Origin of the sequence: uncultured Roseobacter sp. (genome assembly GCF_947493125.1) — a bacterium.
GTDB lineage: Bacteria > Pseudomonadota > Alphaproteobacteria > Rhodobacterales > Rhodobacteraceae > Roseobacter.
In genome coordinates this window covers 58665-80028 of record NZ_CANLQB010000011.1, presented here as the reverse complement: position 1 = coordinate 80028, position 21364 = coordinate 58665, and the positions used below count along the sequence as shown (strand labels likewise).

The 21364-nt window shown below is 60.9% G+C and carries 21 protein-coding genes; 6 read left to right on the top strand and 15 right to left on the bottom strand.

Features of this window, described 5'->3' with window-relative positions:
• Nucleotides 1-22: 22 nt before the first annotated feature.
• The 3 genes from Q1A71_RS20675 to Q1A71_RS20665 form a co-directional block, all read right to left on the bottom strand.
• Nucleotides 23-1354: a flagellar hook-basal body complex protein gene (locus Q1A71_RS20675; RefSeq protein ID WP_299681193.1), complete on the bottom strand. Its 1332-nt coding sequence runs from the start codon at nt 1352-1354 to the stop codon at nt 23-25.
• A 100-nt stretch (nt 1355-1454) separates the two neighbouring features.
• Complete coding sequence (locus Q1A71_RS20670; RefSeq protein WP_299681191.1) at nt 1455-2288, bottom strand: flagellar motor protein MotB; 834 nt, start codon at nt 2286-2288, stop codon at nt 1455-1457.
• A 589-nt stretch (nt 2289-2877) separates the two neighbouring features.
• The gene (locus Q1A71_RS20665; protein WP_299681188.1) at nt 2878-3774 is read right to left on the bottom strand and encodes a rhodanese-related sulfurtransferase; all 897 of its coding nucleotides are present in this window, start codon (nt 3772-3774) and stop codon (nt 2878-2880) included.
• A 133-nt stretch (nt 3775-3907) separates the two neighbouring features.
• Here Q1A71_RS20665 and pncA point away from each other — a divergent pair, with 133 nt between their 5' ends.
• Both pncA and pncB read left to right on the top strand, forming a co-directional pair.
• Complete coding sequence (gene pncA, locus Q1A71_RS20660) at nt 3908-4516, top strand: bifunctional nicotinamidase/pyrazinamidase (RefSeq protein ID WP_299681185.1); 609 nt, start codon at nt 3908-3910, stop codon at nt 4514-4516.
• Nucleotides 4509-5801 carry a nicotinate phosphoribosyltransferase gene (pncB, locus tag Q1A71_RS20655; RefSeq protein ID WP_299681183.1) on the top strand — a complete coding sequence of 431 codons (1293 nt, stop codon included), beginning with the start codon at nt 4509-4511 and terminating at the stop codon, nt 5799-5801. The genes pncA and pncB overlap by 8 nt, the downstream gene beginning before the upstream one ends.
• Nucleotides 5802-6553: 752 nt before the next feature.
• Here the strand turns inward: pncB and Q1A71_RS20650 are convergent.
• The 11 genes from Q1A71_RS20650 to Q1A71_RS20600 form a co-directional block, all read right to left on the bottom strand.
• Nucleotides 6554-7102 (bottom strand): heme NO-binding domain-containing protein, encoded by a 549-nt coding sequence (locus tag Q1A71_RS20650; RefSeq protein WP_299681181.1) that lies wholly within the window; start codon nt 7100-7102, stop codon nt 6554-6556.
• A gap of 343 nt (nt 7103-7445) precedes the next feature.
• Nucleotides 7446-7979, bottom strand: a complete 534-nt coding sequence (locus Q1A71_RS20645) for a hypothetical protein (RefSeq protein ID WP_299681179.1) — start codon at nt 7977-7979, stop codon at nt 7446-7448.
• On the bottom strand, nt 7969-8967 hold the full coding sequence (locus Q1A71_RS20640; protein ID WP_299681177.1) for a hypothetical protein: 999 nt from the start codon (nt 8965-8967) through the stop codon (nt 7969-7971). Before Q1A71_RS20640 ends, Q1A71_RS20645 begins: the two co-directional genes overlap by 11 nt.
• Nucleotides 8964-9527 (bottom strand): hypothetical protein, encoded by a 564-nt coding sequence (locus tag Q1A71_RS20635; protein WP_299681175.1) that lies wholly within the window; start codon nt 9525-9527, stop codon nt 8964-8966. The genes Q1A71_RS20640 and Q1A71_RS20635 overlap by 4 nt, the downstream gene beginning before the upstream one ends.
• Nucleotides 9528-9539: 12 nt before the next feature.
• Nucleotides 9540-10172, bottom strand: a complete 633-nt coding sequence (locus Q1A71_RS20630; RefSeq protein ID WP_299681173.1) for a hypothetical protein — start codon at nt 10170-10172, stop codon at nt 9540-9542.
• An 11-nt stretch (nt 10173-10183) separates the two neighbouring features.
• Nucleotides 10184-11176 (bottom strand): polyprenyl synthetase family protein, encoded by a 993-nt coding sequence (locus tag Q1A71_RS20625; RefSeq protein WP_299681171.1) that lies wholly within the window; start codon nt 11174-11176, stop codon nt 10184-10186.
• Nucleotides 11177-11247: 71 nt separating this feature from the next.
• On the bottom strand, nt 11248-12087 hold the full coding sequence (locus tag Q1A71_RS20620) for a methyltransferase domain-containing protein (protein WP_299681169.1): 840 nt from the start codon (nt 12085-12087) through the stop codon (nt 11248-11250).
• On the bottom strand, nt 12084-12593 hold the full coding sequence (locus tag Q1A71_RS20615; RefSeq protein WP_299681167.1) for a hypothetical protein: 510 nt from the start codon (nt 12591-12593) through the stop codon (nt 12084-12086). The genes Q1A71_RS20620 and Q1A71_RS20615 overlap by 4 nt, the downstream gene beginning before the upstream one ends.
• Nucleotides 12594-12596: 3 nt before the next feature.
• Complete coding sequence (locus Q1A71_RS20610; protein ID WP_299681165.1) at nt 12597-13226, bottom strand: hypothetical protein; 630 nt, start codon at nt 13224-13226, stop codon at nt 12597-12599.
• 16 nt (nt 13227-13242) lie between these two features.
• Nucleotides 13243-13953 (bottom strand): hypothetical protein, encoded by a 711-nt coding sequence (locus tag Q1A71_RS20605; protein WP_299681163.1) that lies wholly within the window; start codon nt 13951-13953, stop codon nt 13243-13245.
• Nucleotides 13946-14380 carry a hypothetical protein gene (locus tag Q1A71_RS20600; RefSeq protein ID WP_299681161.1) on the bottom strand — a complete coding sequence of 145 codons (435 nt, stop codon included), beginning with the start codon at nt 14378-14380 and terminating at the stop codon, nt 13946-13948. Before Q1A71_RS20600 ends, Q1A71_RS20605 begins: the two co-directional genes overlap by 8 nt.
• 689 nt (nt 14381-15069) lie before the next feature.
• Here Q1A71_RS20600 and Q1A71_RS20595 point away from each other — a divergent pair.
• From Q1A71_RS20595 to Q1A71_RS20585, 3 genes are read left to right on the top strand one after another with little or no spacing between them, the layout of a single operon-like run.
• Entirely contained in the window at nt 15070-16005 is a 936-nt protein-coding gene (locus tag Q1A71_RS20595; RefSeq protein WP_299681315.1) for an ABC transporter substrate-binding protein, read from the top strand.
• On the top strand, nt 15992-16807 hold the full coding sequence (locus tag Q1A71_RS20590) for an ABC transporter ATP-binding protein (RefSeq protein ID WP_299681159.1): 816 nt from the start codon (nt 15992-15994) through the stop codon (nt 16805-16807). The genes Q1A71_RS20595 and Q1A71_RS20590 overlap by 14 nt, the downstream gene beginning before the upstream one ends.
• Nucleotides 16804-18372 carry an ABC transporter permease subunit gene (locus Q1A71_RS20585; protein ID WP_299681157.1) on the top strand — a complete coding sequence of 523 codons (1569 nt, stop codon included), beginning with the start codon at nt 16804-16806 and terminating at the stop codon, nt 18370-18372. Before Q1A71_RS20590 ends, Q1A71_RS20585 begins: the two co-directional genes overlap by 4 nt.
• Here Q1A71_RS20585 and Q1A71_RS20580 read toward each other — a convergent pair.
• Nucleotides 18369-19418 (bottom strand): glycosyltransferase family 4 protein, encoded by a 1050-nt coding sequence (locus Q1A71_RS20580; protein WP_299681155.1) that lies wholly within the window; start codon nt 19416-19418, stop codon nt 18369-18371. The two genes, Q1A71_RS20585 and Q1A71_RS20580, sit on opposite strands and share 4 nt — an antisense overlap.
• 115 nt (nt 19419-19533) lie before the next feature.
• Here Q1A71_RS20580 and mdoH point away from each other — a divergent pair, with 115 nt between their 5' ends.
• Nucleotides 19534-21360, top strand: coding sequence for a glucans biosynthesis glucosyltransferase MdoH (gene mdoH / locus Q1A71_RS20575; RefSeq protein ID WP_299681152.1), 1827 nt, complete (start codon nt 19534-19536; stop codon nt 21358-21360).
• The last annotated feature ends 4 nt before the right edge of the window (nt 21361-21364 follow it).

The window sequence follows — 21364 nt, the reverse complement described above, 5'->3', positions numbered from 1 at the left end:
ACTGGGAGCTGCGGAGATCGCCTTATCGCTTGATGTTGGTGGTTTCCTGCAACATCTCGTCCACGGTCTGGATCACCTTCGCGCTTGATGAATACGCCCGTTGGGTCTTGATCATGTCGGTCAGCTCACCTGCGACGTCGACAGCGGATTCCTCGCGGGCGAAGGACGCGATATCACCGGTCGGGCCGTCTCCGGCGTCCCATAGGAAGAAAGCTCCGCTTTCGCGAGATGGCAGATAGGTTTGGCTGTCAAACGCCTGCAAACCGTTCGGATTGGCGACGTTCACGAGCGGAATCTGATAGACAGTGCGGATCTCGCCTGTATCAAAGCTTGCCCGCACGAACCCATTGGGATCCACATCAAGCCCGATGAAGTTGCCGATGGCCGAGCCGTCCTTCGTCACCGAAATCGGTGCGAAGTTGTAGGACAGCTGCGACAGACCTTCGTTGTCGCCAATGGCGCCAATATCAATGGTTATGGGGCCAGCGGCCACGTTCACATTGATCAGGCCCGTGGCCGTATCATAGGCCGGGCTTGCACCCGCTGGCGTTACGGTCGGAATGGGCGTAACGGTCGCGAGCGAGCCACCGGCGGTGCGCGCATCGGTGAATGTCAGCGTGTAACGCCCGATCTCATCGCCAGCTTGGGCGGAATCGGTCATCACCATCGTCCATTCATTGGTCGCAGGGTCGGTCGCAGTGGCAGGCGGTGTTGGTGTGAAAGTAATGCTGATGCTCTGAGACGTACCGAGGTTGTCAAAATACTCGACCGACAGCTGTTCAGTCAGCGCCGCGGCGCCAAACTCCGTCTCCGTGGCCGGAAGATTGATGCCCAGGCTCATGTTCAATGTCGGGTTGCCCGCAAGCTGGCCTGTATTGATGCGCACCGGCTCGAGCCCATCCGCGGTATCACGCGGGAACGGCGGGATGGTACCGTCGGCAGCGGCGGGAATGCCCATCAGAACGAGGCCAGACTGCGACGTAAGGTAGCCTTCGGCATCAGTGCGGAAGGACCCGGTGGTGGTCAGAAACATCGGTGCGTCCGCACCCGCAGTCTGCACCTGCGCGGCCTGAGCGACGGGCAGCATGCCCGCGCCGCGAACCGCAAGATCCGTCGGGTTCGAGGTGGTGATCAGTGGCCCGCGTTCGTCGATCAGACGCTGAGTGTTGGCCCGGACGCCGCCAGCGGCATAAGACCCACCTCCGGAGGACAGCACCATGGATTCGAAATCCGTCTGCACCCGCTTGTAGCCATAGGTCGACGAGTTTGAGATATTGTCCGAGATGGACGCCAACCGCTGCGCATTAGTCTGCAAGCCTGCAACACCTGCATTGAGCGACGAAGAAATTGTCATGGGCACGCCTTTCTGATGTGATCATCCATTGATCGCACAGATAAGCGTCCGGGCTTAACACCGCGCTAACATATAAAATGCGCCCTATTTCGGCCACAATTCATCGCAGCAGCACAATTTCCACCCTGTCGTTACGCGTAGCCATTGGGTTGCGGTGAACCGGTTCACGATCAGCATGGCCGGTCACCCGCTGCATACGCTCGGGCAATATGCCATCCTGCTGAAGCATGAGCCGGGTGCGTGTCGCACGGTCGGCGGATTTATCCCAGACCGGATTGTCAGCCAAAACAATAGGTACCGCCCGGACATGGCCGCCGATGGCGATATCATTGGTCACAGCCTGGCTTACCGTGGCCACCATCTCGACAAGCGTTTCCATCAGCGGTGTCGGTCGATCACTGCCTTCCTCAAAGAGCGGGAGGCCGTCGAGGGCAAAAAGTTCGATAACAAGACCCTCATCGGTGATACGCGTCACGATATGCTGGAGTGCATTCTCCATCACCGTGCTCTCTCCACCGAGCGCGGTCAGTTCCGCGATGATCTCCTCCAACTCTTCATTGGTGGCATCCTGCGCACCGTCATCCGTGCTTGTGCCACTGTCCCCACGGGACTGCTGCTGCTGGGCGGCGTAGTGTGTGGTGGCACCGAGGCCGTTTTGAGGCAAGGTTTCTTCAGAGAAGATGCTCTCACCACCGAAGGCGCCATCACCGCCCCCGGAAACCCGGTTCACCGGTATGGTCGGCGAAAAATAATCCGCCAAACCCTGCCGTTGCTGTTCTGTCGTCGCATTCAACAGCCACATCATCATGAAGAACGCCATCATCGCCGTCACGAAATCCGCATATGCGACCTTCCAGGCACCGCCATGGTGCCCGCCGGCGATGATCTTCTTCCGTTTGATGATGACTGGTGCCAGATTGCTCTGCGCAGCCATAACTCACCACTCTCATATTCACCCAACAGCGGTGATAGCGCAGAAGGTCTTTCCACCTCCTTAATGAAAGCTGGTTTTTCCACTGTGTCAGCGCGGAGGTGCCCGACACCAAAGGCGAGGGACGACGCCAAGATGTCGCTGGCTCTGCATTATAACGGCAAACAGGTTGGTGTTCGGTGTGATAACGATTGACCGGCGTCATCGGTTGGCCCGTTGAACATTGGCATCTCGCAGCGGTCCTTCTGCGCCTCAGGTCCGCCTACCAATTAGCTCGGCCCTGGGAGAACGTTTGCGATCAGAGCCGCACCGGCGAGAACACTCTGTTTCGTGATATGCCGTTCGGCAGCCTGACCTCGCTCAGTCGCGTCGGCCCGCTATTTGTTTTGAGACAGCGCCGCATCCTGGCAACGTGGGGTCCGAGCCGGCTTGGTCCGGTATGCAAAGACCATTCATGTCTGCAAGAGTTCTTCCGGGAGCGGCTTGCATCACAGCGCGCTGGGAGATAATATTTCACGGCACGGACCGGGTGTGGTGATTATCCCAACTCGTCGCCTGAACACCGATCACCGCCAAACAGCGCAAAGACGGCCTAGCTCTCAGCAACTCTCCGCGCCTTGGAAAGGGCCATCTGTCTCTGCCGCTCACGGAAGCGGGCCTTATCGGCCTCCGACGTCTCGGAAACGCATTGGTGACAGCTTACTCCCACCTCGTATTCGGCGCGTTTGGTGTCTTGGGGGAGGATGGGACGACGGCATCCGTGACACAGCATATGCGGCCCCTCGCGCAATCCATGTTCAACGCTGACACGGTTGTCAAAGACAAAGCATGCACCGGTCCATCTCGTGTCCTTCTCCGGGACGTCTTCAAGATATTTCAAAATACCGCCTTTGAGGTGATACACGTCTTCGACACCCTGCCCCAATAGATAGTTGGTAGATTTCTCACAGCGAATGCCGCCGGTGCAAAACATCGCGACCTTCTTGTTGTGGAAGCGCTCCTTGTTCGCCTCCCACCATGCCGGGAACTCGCCGAAGCTCTGGGTGTTGGGGTCGATGGCGCCTTCGAAGGTGCCGATGGCGACCTCATAGTCGTTGCGGGTATCGATCACGGCGACATCCGGTGACGTGATCAGCGCATTCCAGTCTTCCGGTTCGACATAATGGCCGACCCGTGCGCGTGGATCCACATCCGGTTGGCCCATAGTCACGATCTCACGCTTGAGACGCACCTTCATCTTGCCAAAGGGGGCGTGGTCGCTGACCGCCTCTTTCCACTCGAGATCAGCGCAGCCCGGAAGAGCGCGCAAATGTGCGATGACCGCATCAATACCTGCGCGCGGCCCGGCGATGGTGCCGTTCACCCCTTCCTGTGCAAGCAAAAGGGTGCCCTGCACATTCTGCGCAGTACAAAGAGCCAGCAGGTGGGGTTTGAGCGCGGCGGGGTCGTCAAACCGCGTGAAATGATAGAGGGCGGCAATGGTATACATGCGCGCTGAAATAGGCCCCAACGGCTGCGGGAGCAAGAGCGGAGGCGTGCCGCACAGGCGCTCACACGCATCGGTTGCCATTGACGCCTCGCGCGCCGCCCCTTACCCAAAGATGACCAAAAGGGAGGTGCGGATGACCCAAGCCCTGATCGTGATCGACCTGCAGAAGGATTTCTGCCCCGGTGGCGCTCTGGCGGTACCGGACGGCGATAGCATCGTCGGCGGCGTCAACGCGCTGATGGCCAAAGCCGAGGCGGTGATCCTGACGCAAGACTGGCACCCGGCGGGTCATTCCTCCTTCGCCTCGTCGCACGCCGAAAAGGCGCCTTACGATCTGACAGACATGCCCTATGGGCCGCAGGTGCTCTGGCCCGACCACTGTATTCAAGGCAGCCTCGGCGCGCAGTTCCACCCTGAACTTCAGGTGGACCGCGCGGACCTGATCATCCGCAAGGGCTATAATCCGGGCATCGACAGCTATTCGGCGTTTTTCGAGAACGATCAGGTGACGCCCACCGGGCTGGAAGGCTATCTTCGCACACGGGGCATCGAAAGGTTGGTCATGGCGGGCCTCGCACTCGACTTCTGCGTGAACTTCTCGGCCGTGGATGCGGCGAAGCTCGGGTTTACCGTAACGGTGCGTGAAGATCTCTGCCGGGCGATTGACCTGGACGGATCGCTCGCCGCTGCGCGCGACGGAATGGGAGCCACCGGTGTGCGGCTGGAGACCGGCCATGGTTGATATCGCGAGACGCGTCTGGAACCACAAATGGAAGATCGACCCGATTGTCCGGTCATTGATCGACACGGATTTCTACAAACTCCTGATGTGCCAATCGGTCTTTCGCAACAAGCCCGGCACGCGGGTGACCTTCAGCCTGATCAACCGCTCCAAACATGTGCCTTTGGCGGAACTCATTGACGAGGGCGAACTGCGCGAACAGCTTGACCACATCCGCTCGCTCTCGCTCTCGCGCGGGGAAAGCACCTGGCTGCGCGGCAACACCTTCTACGGCAAGCGCCAGATGTTCCGGCCCGACTTCATGGAGTGGTTCGAGCAACTGCGCTTGCCGCCCTATCACCTAGAGCGCAAGGGAGATCAGTACGAACTGACGTTTGAGGGCAACTGGCCCGAGGTGATGCTTTGGGAAATCCCGGCGCTGGCGGTGCTGATGGAGTTGCGCGGGCGGGCGGTGCTGAACCGGATGGGAAAATTCGAACTGCAGGTGCTCTATGCCCGGGCAATGACCCGCGTCTGGGAGAAGATTGAGGCGCTCCGCGACATTTCCGACCTGTCGATTGCCGATTTCGGAACGCGTCGGCGGCACAGCTATCTCTGGCAAGACTGGTGCGTGCAGGCGATGCAGGAGGGCTTGGGTGACGCCTTCACAGGGACCTCGAACTGCAAGATCGCCATGAATCGCGAGCTTGAGGCGATTGGTACCAACGCCCATGAGCTCCCGATGGTCTATGCCGCCCTGGCCGAAACCGACGAGGCGTTGGCGCAGGCGCCCTACGATGTCCTCTCGGACTGGCACGAGGAGCATGAGGGCAACCTGCGGATCATCCTGCCCGACACCTTCGGCACGAAAGGCTTCCTCGACAAGGCGCCGGACTGGCTGGCTGGATGGACGGGCATCCGGATCGACAGCGGAGACCCTGCGAAGGCGGCGGAAATCGCCATCGACTGGTGGAAAGCACGTGGAGAAGACCCCAGCGCCAAGCGGATCATCTTCAGCGATGGGCTCGACGTGGACAAGATCCGCTCGCTTCACGGCAAATTCGCGGGCCGCACCAATGTCTCGTTCGGGTGGGGCACCTTGCTCACCAACGACTTCCGCATGCTGGTGCCCGAGGATAGGCTCGCCCCCTTCTCGCTGGTCTGCAAGGCGGTGGAGGCGAATGGTGCTCCCACCGTCAAGCTGTCCGACAATCCCAACAAGGCGATGGGCCCTGCTGCTGAGATCGCGCGCTATAAACAGGTTTTTGGCGTTGGCGAGCAGGTTGCGCAGGATGTGATTGTCTGACCGGCTGCGGCCCCTGCACGGCTGGGCTCTTTACCGATGACATCATCCCGCTTCTGCCAGCACCAACTTCTTATCTTATTGCCGACACATTAATCGGATATGCCGCCACCGCGTCATCTTTTGTCAGGATCACAAGTGTCGCGTCTCGTTTGGGCATAATTGGACTGCGGTGGATGCCCGCTTGAGCCAGCGCGTCCAGATCGCCGGAGTACGCAACCGCAAGCCCATCGTCGTCCTCTCGCTCACCACAGTGGATCCGGAGCGCCGCCCAGACACCGATCCGCCGCCTGGTCGGATGCGCAAAGAACCTGCCAATCGACGCTGGCTTCGACAATGATGCTCTTTGTCGATGCGGACCATTTGCCCTACCGCTGCGCTTTAGATCCGTCGGCGAGGCAGCGCGCGCAGATGAGGGACGTACCCGCCCTGCGAGCAGTCGAAGACGTTTCCCAATAAAAGCCAGTTTTTCGAGCGTCGCCACTCACGGTATTCTTTTCCGCCCGAAGGTAGAGAGCACGAAGGCCACCCGATCACTATGATTTGGAGCAGGCTGCACCCGTTGTCTGGTGATCTCATCGCAATTGGGTGGGCCCAACGCCGTTTGCAACCGACGATCCCACTGCCCACCAACTGTTTATGAGATCAAAGGGTCATGAACAGGAAGGTCCTCACGTCGCCGCACACCCGGTTTTCAGGTCAAACCCGCGCTGTCGCTGAACATGGAGTGGCTGTGTCGCGGATCTTGAAACAGATCAATGAGCCAGGACGATCTCAAATACGCTGTGATCAACGGTCTCGGACTTTTCGGCCACCTGTTTGACCGCGATCCGCGCACCGGTCTCTTCGGCCAATCCGTCAAGTAGTCCGACCACCATGGTATCGAGACCTATTCGCTGAGAGAAGTAGTGCAGGTGATATGTTCTGTCGGCGATTTCTTCGAGCTGGAAGGACGGTGGTTTCAGATGAGGCATCGACTTCTTTATCTGCGCATGCATGTCGTCGAGGCCCGCCAACCGTTCCAGGAAGCTGTCTCCCGCGCGCTTCATCAGTCTTCCATAGCTGGAGCTGCCCGCGTAATCGATCCAGTACGAGCCAAACTTCGCCATCACCTCTCCAGCGGAGAGCCCGGTATGCTCAGACACGGCACCAACGAGATCGTAGGTCACACTGTCGTCATAGCTTTTCATATGATCGAAACTCCGACCTTCGACAGCAGCTTTTTGGCAGATTGTCTCCCACGTTTGTTCGTCGTGATTGTTAATGATGAAGGTGCGAATTCCTTCGTTAATCATCCCATACATTCTGGTTACCTTGCAAATTGACTGAGCACTCGACGAGACAAAGGACAGTTCCTTGCGTCGACATATGAGCCCGTTGGAGTTTTCGTTTCGGAGCGTCGTTTCCGATCACTCAGGAAATGGATAAGTCGCCAGAGACGGTTCGAATACCCGTAGACCTGCAGGATGCGCTTGCACCGATGCATGGCTGGATCGGGCTATCTGTGATCGGTCGGCCCAAAGGATTGGTCCAGGCCCCATACGACGATAGTGGCGGCGCATTTCAGCATGCGGCGGTCAAAGACAACCGCGCGGTACGATTTGAGCAGCCTTATCGTCAGGTCGGGCGTGATGAGGTGATACTTCGTCAAAGCACGCGGCGCAGAAGTCCTTCGCGGGTCAGAAAACCTCTCTCTTTCGCAACCATTGCTTTGGCATGCAGGGCGCGGGCTCGGCGTCCGGCGCGGGCCGTTCCCTGCCCCACCGTCCTTAGAAACGTGTCAGCGAGCTGTTGCAGGGCGGGAACTCGCGTGCTGGCATCAACCAGAACCTCAATGATCGCGCAGATCGCCATCACCTCTTCCGCTGTGCCGCGCAACCGGATGTGATCGTGCGAGATGGCTTCGGAGATCTCCATGTAACCAAGAAGAAGTGCGGTGACGGTCTCCCGGTCGGTCGATCCGTTTGGGCTTTTCAGTTGGCCGGTACCGCCTCGCATCCGGCGGACGTGCAGCACGCCATCGACAAAGCGCACCGTAACCCGGTCGTCGTCGAGTACCATGCGCGAGATCTGTGATCCGGCAAGTTTGCGAATGGCCTCTGCGTTGTGCGGTTCAGCCTGCTCAAGGGTTGCATAGAGCGCGCTGATCCAGTCGCGCAGATGACGGGGATCACTCGACATATTCAAACACGCCCAAGCCTTCGGCCCGCAAAACTATCTGATCAAGGTTTGCAACGAGACGGCAGCGCCCGGCCAATTCGTTGATGAAGCCAGACCCGGGGCGTAACGGATCGGATAGCAGCAGCTGTGCAACGGTATCGACCTCGAAGAACAGCTCGAACTGGGCGGCCTGGCTTTCCGCCCGCAGGGTGACGGTTGTCGGCAGATCGGGGGCGCGGCGGTCTGGGTGGATCGCGGCCAGCGCACCCGGCAGACGGCGCGCCACCCGCATAGGCGCCGCCTCGTAAGTCAGGCTGATCTGACCTGGCAAAAACCCGTGAACCTTGCTGCCATGCACGAGGAACACATGCGGTTGCTGCCGGTCGAAATGCGCCTTGTCAGTCCCCCGTGCAGCCACCACCGTGATGTTGTCACTCAACACCCAGGCGCCCCATTCCCAGGCCACGTCCTCGCCCCAGAACCAGCGGCCCCAATTGTGGTCGTGATAGCCGCGGGCGTCCTCCAAGGACACCTCTTCGCCGTCGAGCGTGAGCGTGCCGGAGATGGCCAGTACCGGCACGGCGCTCCAGCCGATCCAGCCACTGCCGAACTGCGCCGTCAGATCCAGCGCGCCTGCGGACAGAACCGGGCGCGCGATCAGATCTGCCTCAAACCCATCTTCAGGTCTTGCCACCTTCGCGTGCAACGCGCTGCCGTCACGCGTCACGGCGATGGAGAGTGTGCTGAGAAACAGGGCCTGCGTGTCGACTTTGCTGTCGGCGAAGGACGCGATTTCGATCCCGCCGATCCAATCGCCATCCGGCGCGCTCGCCAGCGCCACGCCCACCGCCCGGGCGCGGGCGTCCCACGGTGGCCCGTGCAGTGACATGTTGATCAGCACAACGCGCCCCGTGTCGGGCAGGAAGACGTTGAGATGAAACCAGTCTTTGTAGGCGGCCGCCGTCGGATCGCTCAGCACCGGTGGCCGGAGCACGTCAAAGGGTGTCACCGCAGGATCGGGCCGCTGTGCACCGCGTCTCCGGGTTCAACCGCGTCCCGTTCGGGGGCCGTCCGTGCCAGTGCCTCGACCGATTGTACGATCTCGCGGGAGTGGATCCACAGCCCCATCAGCGTGTCGATGAAGGTGATTGCGGGCGGAACCGTCTTGCTTTGATAGACTTTGTTTTCCAGCGGGGCAGGGACATTGTCGATGGTCTCAGCCAGATCCTCCGCCAGCAGCAGCGCCAGATCATTGCGGATGTGGTCGAGAACGGGGGCGGCGGGCATCCCTTCCGTCCAGCCGGTCACACGCAGCGCGTTCCACAGCAGCTCTCCGTTGTCCTTCACCGCGCTTGCCTCCAGCGCCCGGCGGATGCGCGCACCCTCCGCCGTCTTGGAAATCTCGCGCCCCGCTTGTGCAAGCCCGGCCAGCGTCGAGCCAATCACACTGACACCGGAGGTGTAATGCAGGGTGATCAACCGGCTGGCGAGAGAGGAGAAGAGGCTTGCGGTGGTGCGCCCGGCATCTTCCGGCGGATCGATGAGGCGAATATTTGCGCTGTTGGCCATGGGCGGGTCTCCTCAGGAGGCTTTGGTGGGTTTGCGGCGGGCGGGTTTCTTGGCTGGCGCTTTCTTGGCGGGGGCGGCCTTGCTCTTTGTCGCGGTTGCCTTGTTTTTCGCCGTCGCGGCACTGGCTTTTGCGTTGGCTGCCGGGGCCTTGCGCTTGGCCGCCTGTTTGGCCACCGTGACCTCCAATGGTACCACCCCGTCGCTGCAGCCATAGATCAGCACTGCCCCCCGATAGACCCCAACTGGCATGTCAGCTGGTGCATCCAGAACCAGCGCGAACTCCAGGCTCTCATCGGTGGCGAGCAGGGCGGTCGGCGGCGCAAAGGCGGTCTGGGCGAACCATGTCGCACCCGTGTCCGAGACCAGCGGGGTGATCATTGGCGTGATCATGGAATGCACCCTCTGACGGTTCTCTACAGTCACGCTCGCCTTGGCCTGCCCACCTGGGCGCAGCTTGAGATCCACGCCCGCGCCGTCGATCTGTTGCACCACCGTGCCTGGAGTGACCGGCCCGACGATGCCCTGCAGCTGCCGCAGATACTGCATGGTCGCCTGGCTGAGGCTTTGCTGAAACGCGCTTTGCAGCTTCATCAGCTCTTCGAACGGGCTGGACGGGGTGCCCCCGTGGTCGTGGTCATGTGGCATGTCGGTCCCTCTTACTTCAGTCTTGCAATGACGTATTTCAGCACTTCGCGCAGGAATTGGCGGTGGCGGGTTTCGGGCATGAAGCTGAGCCCGTCCGCTTCGAAGGTGAGCGCGCGGGTGATGAAATCCTGCGCCAGGGCCCGCCCGTGGTCGATGGAGCCTGCCGCGTGCATGGCCTCGAGCAGCCAGCGCACCTCGTCGGGGTCCTTGCTGGCGCGGGGCAGGGTCAGCAGCTTGATGGCGCGGGCGCGCTGGCGCTTGGGCGCGGTGCGCAGGAAATGCAGCAGCATGACCGTGCGTTTGCCTTCAAAAAGATCGCCGCTGATTTCCTTGCCGTAGAGCACCTCATCCGCGGTCAGGTTCAACAGGTCGTCCTGCACCTGAAAGCCGATGCCCGCGAGGTAGCCCAGCTCCATCACATCGATCAGCGCGTCTTCTAGATTGGCGACCATCGACGGGCCGGACCCGGCCACGACCCCCAAGCGCAAGGGCGCGATCATCGTGTACCAGCAGGTCTTCTTATAGGCCATGCGCAGATAGTCTTCGCTCTCCAGATCGAAGCGCGCGTTGTGGATCCAGTCGAGCTCGATGGCCTGACCTTCGACGGATTCGCGGCTCAGGCGTTCGAAATCCTTGAGAATGCGCATCGCCTTGCGCACGCCCAACTGTTCCACATTGTCCAAGAGCAGCGACAGGCAAAACACAAAGGTCGCATCGCCGGTATTGATCGCAATCGGCACCCCGTGACGGCGAAACAGCGTCTCGTCCCCGCGCCGGAAATCGGAGATATCCTCGATATCGTCGTGCACCAGCGCGCCGTTGTGAAAAAGCTCGATGGCCGTCGCGGTATTCTCCGCCTGTGCTTCGGTGCCACCCATGCCCTGACAGGCGGCATAGACCAGCGCGGGCCGCAGGCCTTTGCCCACGCGAAAGGGGTAGTCGCTGATCTGATCGTAGAGCACATCCATCCCCGTTTCGCGGCGCGCATCGAAAAAGCGGGTCATCGCCTTTTCAGTCCGGGTCCTTGCAGTACTTAGGGCCTGCTCGATGAGGGCCCGGTCGTAGGCAGGCGTGGTCAAACCGGTTTCTGCGCGCTGGCGATGCCGAAGCCGGGCACAAGGTCGATCCAGCCGGTGTTTTCGAACCCCGCGGCCTCGAAGAGCGCCATGAACTGCTCGGGCGTGTGGAACCCGATCCAACCCGGGTCGGCCCAGAGTGCTAGGCCCGAAGAGCGTTTCACAAACCATTCGGGGCCCGCGTCGATCACTGTATAGTAGCCGCCCGGGCGCAGCGCGCGGTAGATCTCCCGCGTGGCGGCAGACGGATCCGGGTAATGGTGATGCGCCAGACAGGAATAGACCAGATCGAATTGACCAGTGAAGACCTCCGGCAGATCGCCCACGTCGGACTGGAAGAAGGCCGTGTGGTCGAATGCCTTGGCACGGGCGGAGGCATAGGCGGCATTGACCATGCCTGCTGCCAGATCAATGCCGACGGCTTCGCCCTCGGGCACCATCTGCGACAGGCGGCAAAGCTCCCGCCCCGCGCCGCAGCCTGCATCCAGCAGACGGAAGTCCGGCTTGATCCAGGCCGACAGCTCCTCGACAGCGGCATTCATGATCGGGGTCGAGAAGGGGCGCACATAGGCGTCATAGATCTCGCCCATGCGGTCGAACTCGGAGACCAACGCATCGTTTTCGGTGGCACGGCCCAGCAAAACGGGCTTGGGGTACTTCTTCGAGAAATACCGGCCAAGGCCAGCGCGGTCGAGCGGTTGGGGCAAGGTGCCCAACGTCGTCCGCTCGATCAGCCCGGCGTTGCGGCCTTGTTCATAGGGCTTCATAACCAACGCGGAATAGAGATGCATGGCTTGCACCAGCACCCCTTCCGCCATGATGCCGCCGGGAGCGCTCATGACGTCTTGGCCTTCGTTTTGGCGGCCGCGTGCAACCGTCGTAACACCACGGGGATTTCGCGATCACCGAAGGGGCGCACGCTGACGGTGCCGTGCACGTCCTGATCCAGTTTCATCTTCGAAGTTGGTCTGCCCTTCAGCGTGAAGACCACGTCTTCTCCATGCGCGACCATCCGGCCTGCCGGTTCGGCCACCACGCCCGCAGCCTTCAGGCTGTCGGAAATCTCCGGGTCTGCCGCGACGTCCTGCCCGGTGTTGTTCGTGACCGCAAAGCTCGCCGTGGCGTCTTTGCCCGCGGCTGCTGCGAGGATCAGGGGCTGGATCGCTGGTGCCCCGGGCTGTGCTCTTGGCCCCGATGCGGGTGCAGACGCCTTCGCGGCGCCCTGTTCTGCCAAATCGCGCAGCGCCCCCAGATAATCCTTGGTGACGTCAAATAGTCCGGAATAATACTTCATGTTCAGGCGCATGGCCTGGCTGAAAAGGTCTTTCATCTGTGAGTTCGACATGGATCACCCTTTGATCCCTGTGCCCGGCCGCACCGACCGCCCGTAACAGGGCCGCACGCAATAGAAATGATCGTACCAATGATGCTCATAATCCGGCTGGTCGAAGACCTCGACATGGTGACAACAAGCGCGTTCGGATTTGCCCACTTCGACGGTCCAGCGCAGGTAGTGGCTGTTGCAGCCGACCACCCAGATCAGCGCCTCGAACTCCGCGCAATGCACGCCGTCGTCGAGTTTGGTGTCAAACTCGGCACGCACCGTTCGGCGTTCCTTGGGACCAAGTGAAAAGCTGTTCGGGGTCAGTTTCAGGCGGCCTGCATCCGGCCCCGCCGCGGCCATCGTAAAGTTTCGCGGGCGGAAATCCGTGTTCGTGATGCGCATTTCGATGATCCCGGTGCTGCCCGCACAGAGCTGACAGTGAAACTCGCCCAAATCCTTGGGCATCCAGCACGGCTCGGGGATGTCACAGCAGTTTGACGATTGCCCCGCCGTAAGCGTGGAAAGAAACCGCTGCGCCGAACCCGCGAGGCTGTCGACCAGGTCGCCCGTCAGATCCATCTGCCGGACCATCATGTCCGACATGGCGTCCATACTCTCGCGCATGTCCCGCGCGGTCATCTTGCTCTTCTTCATGGGCAGTCCCCCTTTTCTATTCCGGAGCGCTCAGGGTCAAACGGGCCACAAGACGCAAGTGCGGCATGACGATTGTGGTGTGAAACCGTCGGCCCGCGCCCAACTGCGTCGCAGCGTTCAGCGGTTCGGGCACGGCAAACTCACCCGTCAGCGCACGGCTTTCGCCCGGAGCCAGATCGCCTTTGTCCTTTGATGTCAGCTTCAGGCGCATCAGCCCCAGGTATGATCGCCGCAGACCCAGAATGAACTCGCCGAAGACCTCCAGCGGCGCCTCCGCATCCGAGGCATAAGCGGCTGAAAACGCGCCTGCCAACCCGTCGGAGGCGAAGAGCCCGCCTACGCCACCTGTTGACACCGGCAGGGCCACATTGCCCCGGTTGGAGACCGTCAGTTGCGCTGTGATCCGCTCGCCCGGTCGTCCGGTGATGCTGATCGACCCTGGCGACAGGCGCAGCTTCTCGCGCACAGGCACGTCGACCATCACGGGGTATTCGCCGTCGTTGGTCACCAGCGTGGCCTTGTGTACACCCGGCGGGGCCGTCTTGCCGATCCGGGTCGCGATCCGGGTCTGACCCTTGCGCGGCACCAGTCGCGCGCGCAACTCGGCACCCATCTCCTTCTTGAGAGCGCCGCCCAGTTTCAACACAGCGGATTGCGGCTCGGCCACCTCGAACGACGCCAAAGCGCTGCCCTTGCGCAGCGTGATGCCTTCTGCCAGCTCAGCCATCGTCTTCGATGAGTTCTATGCGGCTGACATTACCCGCGATTTCTCGCGCGTTGCCCGGCGGCCCGCAGATTTCGCAGGGGTTCGGCTTGTAATCCTCGGTAATCACCTGCGCTTCGCCACAGAGGTTGATGGCCAGAAGCTCGTTGCCCAGCAGCGACAGGCCAACCTTGAAATTCGCCGGCAAATGCGCCCGGATCGCGGGGATTTCCTTGATCCGCAGAGAGAAATCAATCGGGTCGACGCCCAGCTGCACTTTGGGCAGCTCCGTGACACCGATCTTCACCTCTGGCAGTTCTCGCACCCGCAGCTCGATGGTCGGCAATTCGCGGATCCGCGTCGTGTTGCTGACGGAAAAATCCCCGTCAATGGTGCTGCCGCCGCTGAGGTTGAGATCGATGTCGAAATCGTCAGGTACATCCACGCCCATTGCAGTCTCCTTCTTGAGGTTGGGCCGAGAGGTTGACGTAAGGTTAACAGAAATTTGAGATTCTGCGAAGTCCCGCGGTAAATCGGCTTTGACTGCCCAAACTGAGGACGACGCAGCCATCGCCAGCGTGGGTCGTGGCGGTCTACGGTTTGCTGATCAAAGTTCATAGCAGAGCGGCCTCACGTGTGAACGTCGTGACGTCACGATGATGGGTTCGCCCATCGGCATCTTGCGAAGGCCGGAGACATGAGCGCAGGTTGATTTGGGCGGCGTTTTTTGTTCGGTGTTTCTGACGACTTCAATCACTTGAGCGCGCCAACATGGGAGCCGGCGCCGAAAGCTTGATCGACATGCAGGCCATGTCCGGCCACGTCCCGGTTGCATCGCGATTCACCCGGGGGCTGCAGTCGGATCAAGACGCGGTTACCGCAGGAAAGGCAGGAGATCGAAAGGGCAGATTGCCGTGTCGACACTGTGCCAACAGTCGGCAAGATCATGCGCGGAGTGCGTATGATTGTCGCGATCCGCGCCAGAGACCGTTTTTTCCCTTCTCACCACACCACCGACATGCTCAGTTCGGGCAATGCGTTAGAGACACCGAGGAACCTATGCCCAAACTGACCCCAATTTCACCAGTATTGTCGCGCCGCAAACTTCTGCAGTTGGGCACAACCACGACTGCAGCGACCATGCTGGGCCTGAACGCGATCCGCGCAGCTGCATCGGTGCCCGTGAACTTCCAGCTCTCCTGGCTTCATTCGGTTCAATTCGGCGGCAGCTACATCGCGGAGGCGAAAGGATATTGGTCCGATCTCGGGCTGGACGTCGCGCTGACGCCCGGTGGGCCAAACGCCCCTGTTGAGCCTCCAGTGGTCACCGGATCTGCACTCATGGGGATTTCAGCCGCCGACTACACGGCCGCCGCTGTCGAAAACGGCGCCCCCTTCAAGATCCTGGCGGTTGCGATGCAGAAAAATCCCTTTGCAATTTCGTCTCTTCCGGACAACCCGGTCAACAGCCCCGCCGATCTAGCGGGAAAGTCGATTGGTATGGCCACCGCCAACACTCCGGTGCTGCAGGCACTGTGCGACCTAAATGGCGTGGATATCAATGAAATCGAGATCGTACCGACACAATATGACGGTGCGCCGCTCCTGGCAGGTCAGGTCGACTGCCTGCTGTCCTGGTCCACGGATCTGCCCGTCGCCATGACAATGCAAGGCGTCGAACCAGTGGTCATGCTGCTCGCCGACCATGGCTATGCGGTGCACTCACAGACCTACATTGCAACAGAAGACGCAATTGCAAACCGGCGCTCCGATCTCGTGGCGCTCCTGAAAGGTGAGGTCATGGGGTGGACCGACTACGTTGCCGACACAGACGCCGCCGCTGCGCTCACTATTGAGCGCTATCCTGACGCTGGACTCGATCTGGCAACGCAAGAACTACAGGCAGAGCGACAGGTTCCTCTGATGTTTTCCGATCTGACCGACCAGCACGGGTTTGGCTGGTTCACAGAGGAAACCGTGGCCGCGAATATCGAGACCCTCGCCTTGCTAGGACGCACCGTGACGCCTGACCTCTGGGATCTTAGTATTCTGGAAGAGGTGCATGGGAGCACCTGATATCGCAACGACGACTATGCCAGCACCGCTGGATATCGAACTGACCGGTATCTCGAAGTCCTTTTCGTCTTCCGCGGGCGATCTCTCGGTCGTCCGCGACATCGACCTTCAGGTTCGAGGTGGCAGTACAACGGCATTGCTCGGTCCGTCGGGGTGCGGGAAGTCGACCCTTTTGCGGATCGTCGCTGGACTGGAGGAAGCAGATCACGGAAGTGTCCTGCTTGGCGACAAACCACCACATGCCAGACGCTCCAAAGGTGAAATCGCGGTAGCTTTCCAGGATGATGCGCTGCTGCCCTGGCGTACCCTGAAAGCAAACGTCGCGCTGGGTCGTCAGCTCGTCCGGATGCCCGCCGCGCCGCGCCGGGTTGCCGACCTGATTGATCGTGTGGGTCTGTCCGGTTTCGAGGCACGACGCCCGGCCGAACTCTCCGGCGGGATGCGACAGCGCGCGGCCATCGCCCGGTGCTTGGCGACAGATCCGCGGGTTCTCCTGCTTGATGAACCATTCGGAGCAGTGGATGCACTCACCCGCAGGCGGCTCAATGTCGAGCTCCCCCCCGTCTGGGGTGACGGCGTGACGACGGTGCTCTTGGTGACGCACTCGGTGACCGAAGCGGTCTTGCTGGCCGACAAGATCGTCGTGCTGTCCGCCCGCCCCGCTCGCATCACAGATGTGATAAACGTCACCCTGCCCCGCCCCAGACGGGAAGACATGCTGCAAACACCGGCCTTCGCCGAAACAGTGCGCACCGTCGAAGAGGCTCTGGGCGCTGGAGGCGGTGGATCCTCCTCGGCATGAGTGACGCGCCAATTTCTGCCCGCGTGCTCCGGTTTCTGGGGACGCTGATGGCCGTGCTTCTTGCCTGGCAGTTCGCTGCGACCCTGCTGGCAGGCAGCTTTCTTTTTGCTGGCCCAATCGAAATTTTGCGGTACCTGCTGGACAACCACGCTGTCCTCGGACGGGCCCTGCTGGCGACGGTTCAGACAGCGGCATTGGGATATCTTTGGGGCAACGCCGTTGCGATCCTCTTGGCAGGTCTGGCGCTGCTTTTGCCCCTGTCCGAAAGACCAATCCGCATTCTGTCACTGGTCGTCTTCTGCCTGCCCCTGATTGCAACGGGCCCGATCCTGCGTGTGCTTTATGGCCCCGGGATCGGACCACAGGTGACCCTCGCAGCGCTCAGCGTGTTCTACACGACACTTGTACCGCTTCTCGCAGGGCTGCGGGCGGTGCCGCGTGTGTGGGTCGATATGGTCCAGAGCTATGGCCGCGGGCGCTGGACGACGCTGGCCAAGGTACGCGTCCTGGCGTCGACACCCTATCTGATCGCCGGGCTGCAGATCGCGGCCCCGGCCGCCTTTCTCGGTGCATTGATTGGTGAATTCACCGGAGCGGAACGTGGTCTCGGCATTCTGACGCTTCAGGCAATGCGCCGACTTGATACAGACGCGACCTGGGCCATTGCGAGCATCGCGGCTGTTACGTCGATCAGTGTCTACCTGGTGATCGGTAAACTCGGCCGCCTTCTTTGGAAAGGCGCGCCGACAACCCTACTGGCGCCGCCGCTCAAGGCGCCGAGACGTCATTGGCTGCGGTCCGTCGCCGGCGTTTTGGGTCTGACCCTCATGGTGCTTTTGCTATGGCAGGGCGTGATGGACGTTTTTGGACTGAACCGTTTCTTCGCCAAGAGACCCGATGACATCTGGAGTTTTCTGGTAACGGGCACGGAAGCAGAGGCCCATCGCGAGACGCTTCTGTCCGCGCTCGGAGATACGCTGATAACGGTCGTACCCGGGTTCTTCGCCGGGCTCGCGCTGGGAGGCGCGCTTGCTGCTCTGTGCACGCTCATGCCGCGTATGTCCGGCGTCCTCTTGCCGGTTGCGATCACCCTGCGGGCGGTTCCTATCGTCACAACGGCGCCGCTCATTGTCCTTTGGTTGGGCCGAGGACCAACCGGCGTCATCACCATCGTCGCCATCATGATTTTCTTCCCGACGCTCATTGCGTGCCTGCATGGGCTCAAGCAGGTGCCAAAAGCGGTGCTTGATGTGTGCGAGAGCTATTCCGCACCGAGGTGGCGGATACTCGTTCACGCACGCATTCCAGCCGCCCTGCCCGCCTTTTTCGCGACCGCGCGCATTGCCGTTCCGGCAGCGGTGCTGGCGGCAACAGTGGCGGAGTGGCTCGCAACCGGTCAGGGGATGGGTCATCTCATGGCACTGGCAGCCTCCACGTCAGACTACAACATGCTGTGGAGCGCAGTTGTCGCGCTCACCCTCGTCGCGGTGATTGCCCATTTCGCTGTCGCCCTCGCGGAACAGGTGGTGTTCGCCCGATACGCACCGGAACAGCTCCAACCCTAAGGGGAGAGCTGATACAAGAGATCGCTCACCACTCGGGCCGTATCGTCCCACGTTGGCAAGCTCTCGCCGTGACGCCTCGACCCGGTTGCGAGAGCCTTCCTGAGCGAGGCATCGGTGAGAAGCTCGCGCAGCGCAGCAGAGAGCGCGACGGCATCTCCGACGCGCACACAGCGCCCCGCAGTTACTGGAACCGTGTCAGGAACGGCGCCGCCGTCGCATGTGACGATGGGCAGACCGTGCACCATAGCTTCGGCGAACACCATGCCGTAGCCTTCGTACCGTGTCGCAAGTGCAAAGATCGACGCGGTCGCATATCGGACGCGCAGCGCGTCAGGAGACAGTTCGCCGTTGAAATGCAAGCGCTCTTCGACTCCGAGTTCCAAAGCCAAGTGTTTCAATTCAGCGGCGTGCGCGGGATCGCTCTCCCGTCCAACGATATGCGCAGTCCAAGGCAGATCTTTCAGGCGCGAAAGCGCATGCAGAAGTGTATCATGCCCCTTGCGCCTGACCAGTTGACCGACGGCTAGGATCTCCGGCGGCTTGGCGGGCTGGGAGATCTCCGTTGCAGCCCGCGTCACACCGGGCGGAGCGATTTTGATCCGATCCGCTGCAACACCGAAGTCGTCGATGAGCATGCGGGCGGTATGCGGACTGGGAACGACAATATGAGACGCGCGGGCCAAATTCGCACATTCCACATGTTTGAGGTGAGCGGATCGCTCGGGCGACAGCCCTGTTTCGTAAGCGAGTGGATGGTGTGTGACAGCGATAATCGGTGCGGTCGTCTCAGACAGCCTGTCCGGCGGCATTGCGCCAGTGAGGAACCCATCCAGAATCACGGGACGATTCGATGGCAACCCCGCCAAGGCGCGCGCCGTGCTATCTATCGCTGCCTCTGTCGGGTCAGGGAAACCGTCAGGCAGCTGCAAATGCGCGATGTCCCACCCCAAACGCCGCAGGCCCAGAAGCAGTTGTTTTTCGTAGATGTAGCCACCCGTAAGTGTTTCGATGTCACCGGGGATCGCGAAGGTTGCTGAACGCGTCATCTGTTGGCGACTTTGCGCCGATTGTCTGGCTCACTGGCTGAAAACGGAAAAGTCATTGGACCTCATCACCTTAAGCACCAAATACTGCCAAAGCTTAACAAGGAGCAAGACCACTATGGGTGTAGCCGAGGTGCAAGAGGATCGGATTGCCGAAGCCAGAAGCGACGAGCGGCCCGTCCCGCTCAACGTCGCCCACCGCCCGGACACATGGCTTGATGCGACCGTCACGCGGCGTCGGTATCTTGTTCTGAGTTTGAATGCGGTGACCATAGCGCTGCTGCTCTTTGCCATGATTTCTCTCATGTCGACCGGCGGAATGATCCTTGCCGAATGGGTCATGCTGATCGCCTATGGAATCACGCTGCCGTGGCTTTCTATCGGTCTTTGGAACAGTCTGATCGGCTTCGCCCTAGACCGAAAGTACCGCCTTGATGCCGCCGAACATGTGACACCTGCGCTGGGTCGCATCAGCGGACACGAGCCCATTCGGACAAAGACCGCGATCATCATGCCCCTGCGCAACGAAGACCCATCGGACTCGCTACGCCGCTTCGCTGATGTGCAACGCGCCCTTGGCAAGACGAGATGGGGGGCACAGTTCGACTTTCATGTGCTCAGCGACAGCGATCAGGCCGATATCATCCTGCGCGAGGAAGCCGCATTTGCCAAATGGCGTACCAGCGCGCCGGATGTGACCATCGAATACCGGCGTCGGGACGACAACAGCGGCTACAAGGCCGGCAATGTCGCGGAGTTTCTCGAACGCTGCGGTGACCGCTACGACTTCTTCATACCGCTCGACGCGGATAGCGTTATGGGTGCCGAGACCGTGCTGCGGCTGGTCCGCGTGATGCAGACTTCTCCCGAGATTGGCATCCTGCAGTCCTTGGTCACAGGCCTGCCGTCGAAAACCTTCTTCACGCGTGCGTTCCAGTTCGGCATGCGCCACGGCATGCGATCCTACACGCTGGGCTCCGCCTGGTGGCAGGCAGATTGCGGACCGAACTGGGGGCACAATGCCATCATGCGCGCTGCAGCTTTTCGAGAGCATTGTATGCTGCCCGTCCTGCCGGGTTCCGGCCCGCTCTCGGGCGACATCCTGAGCCACGATCAGCTCGAAGCCGCGCTGATGCGGCGTGCGGGTTATGAAGTGCGGGTGCTGGCCGAAGAGAGTGAAAGCCATGAGGAGAACCCGCCCAGCTTGGCTGATTTTATTCGACGTGAACTGCGCTGGTGTAATGGCAACATGCAATATCTTCGGATGCTCGGGCAGCCCGGGCTACTGCCCGTGAGTCGCATTCAGCTTTATCTGGCCATCCAGATTTATCTCGCAGCCCCCGCTTGGATTGTCTTCATCTTGATGGGCGCCGGTCTCGCAGCAATACCCGAACAATTCGAAGGTATCTCTGTGACAGGCGGCTTGGCGCTCTTTGCGGTGCTGATGACACTGAACCTCATGCCAAAGATGATGGGGCTGGGGCAGATACTGGCTGAAGCCGCCCGCGCCGAGGCCTATGGGGGCCGGAAACGCGTCGTCGTGAGCTGCGCTGCAGAAATTCTAGTTTCCATGCTCATGGCGCCGATCGTTGCCTTCGGCTTGACGATCTTCCTGATCGGCTTGGTCTTTGGGAAGCGCGTCGGCTGGGATGCACAACAGCGCAGCCGTGCGCGACTTCACTGGAGCGAGGCCGTGCGCGTATTGTGGCCGCAGACCATGGCCGGTCTGGCTTTGGCAGTGTGGCTCGCAGCGTTTGCGGCATGGGCGCTGTTGTTTGCTGCGCCAATGCTGTTATCGTTCTGCTTCGCTATCCCGATTGCGGTTTTGTCGACGGCCCCAGCTCTGAGCCAGTGGTCGATCCGGCGCGGGCTATTCGATATCCCGGAGGATCGGCGGGAGAAAGTTCCGCTGCTGGAGCAAGACCTGCAAGCTGACGCTGCCTGAGGAG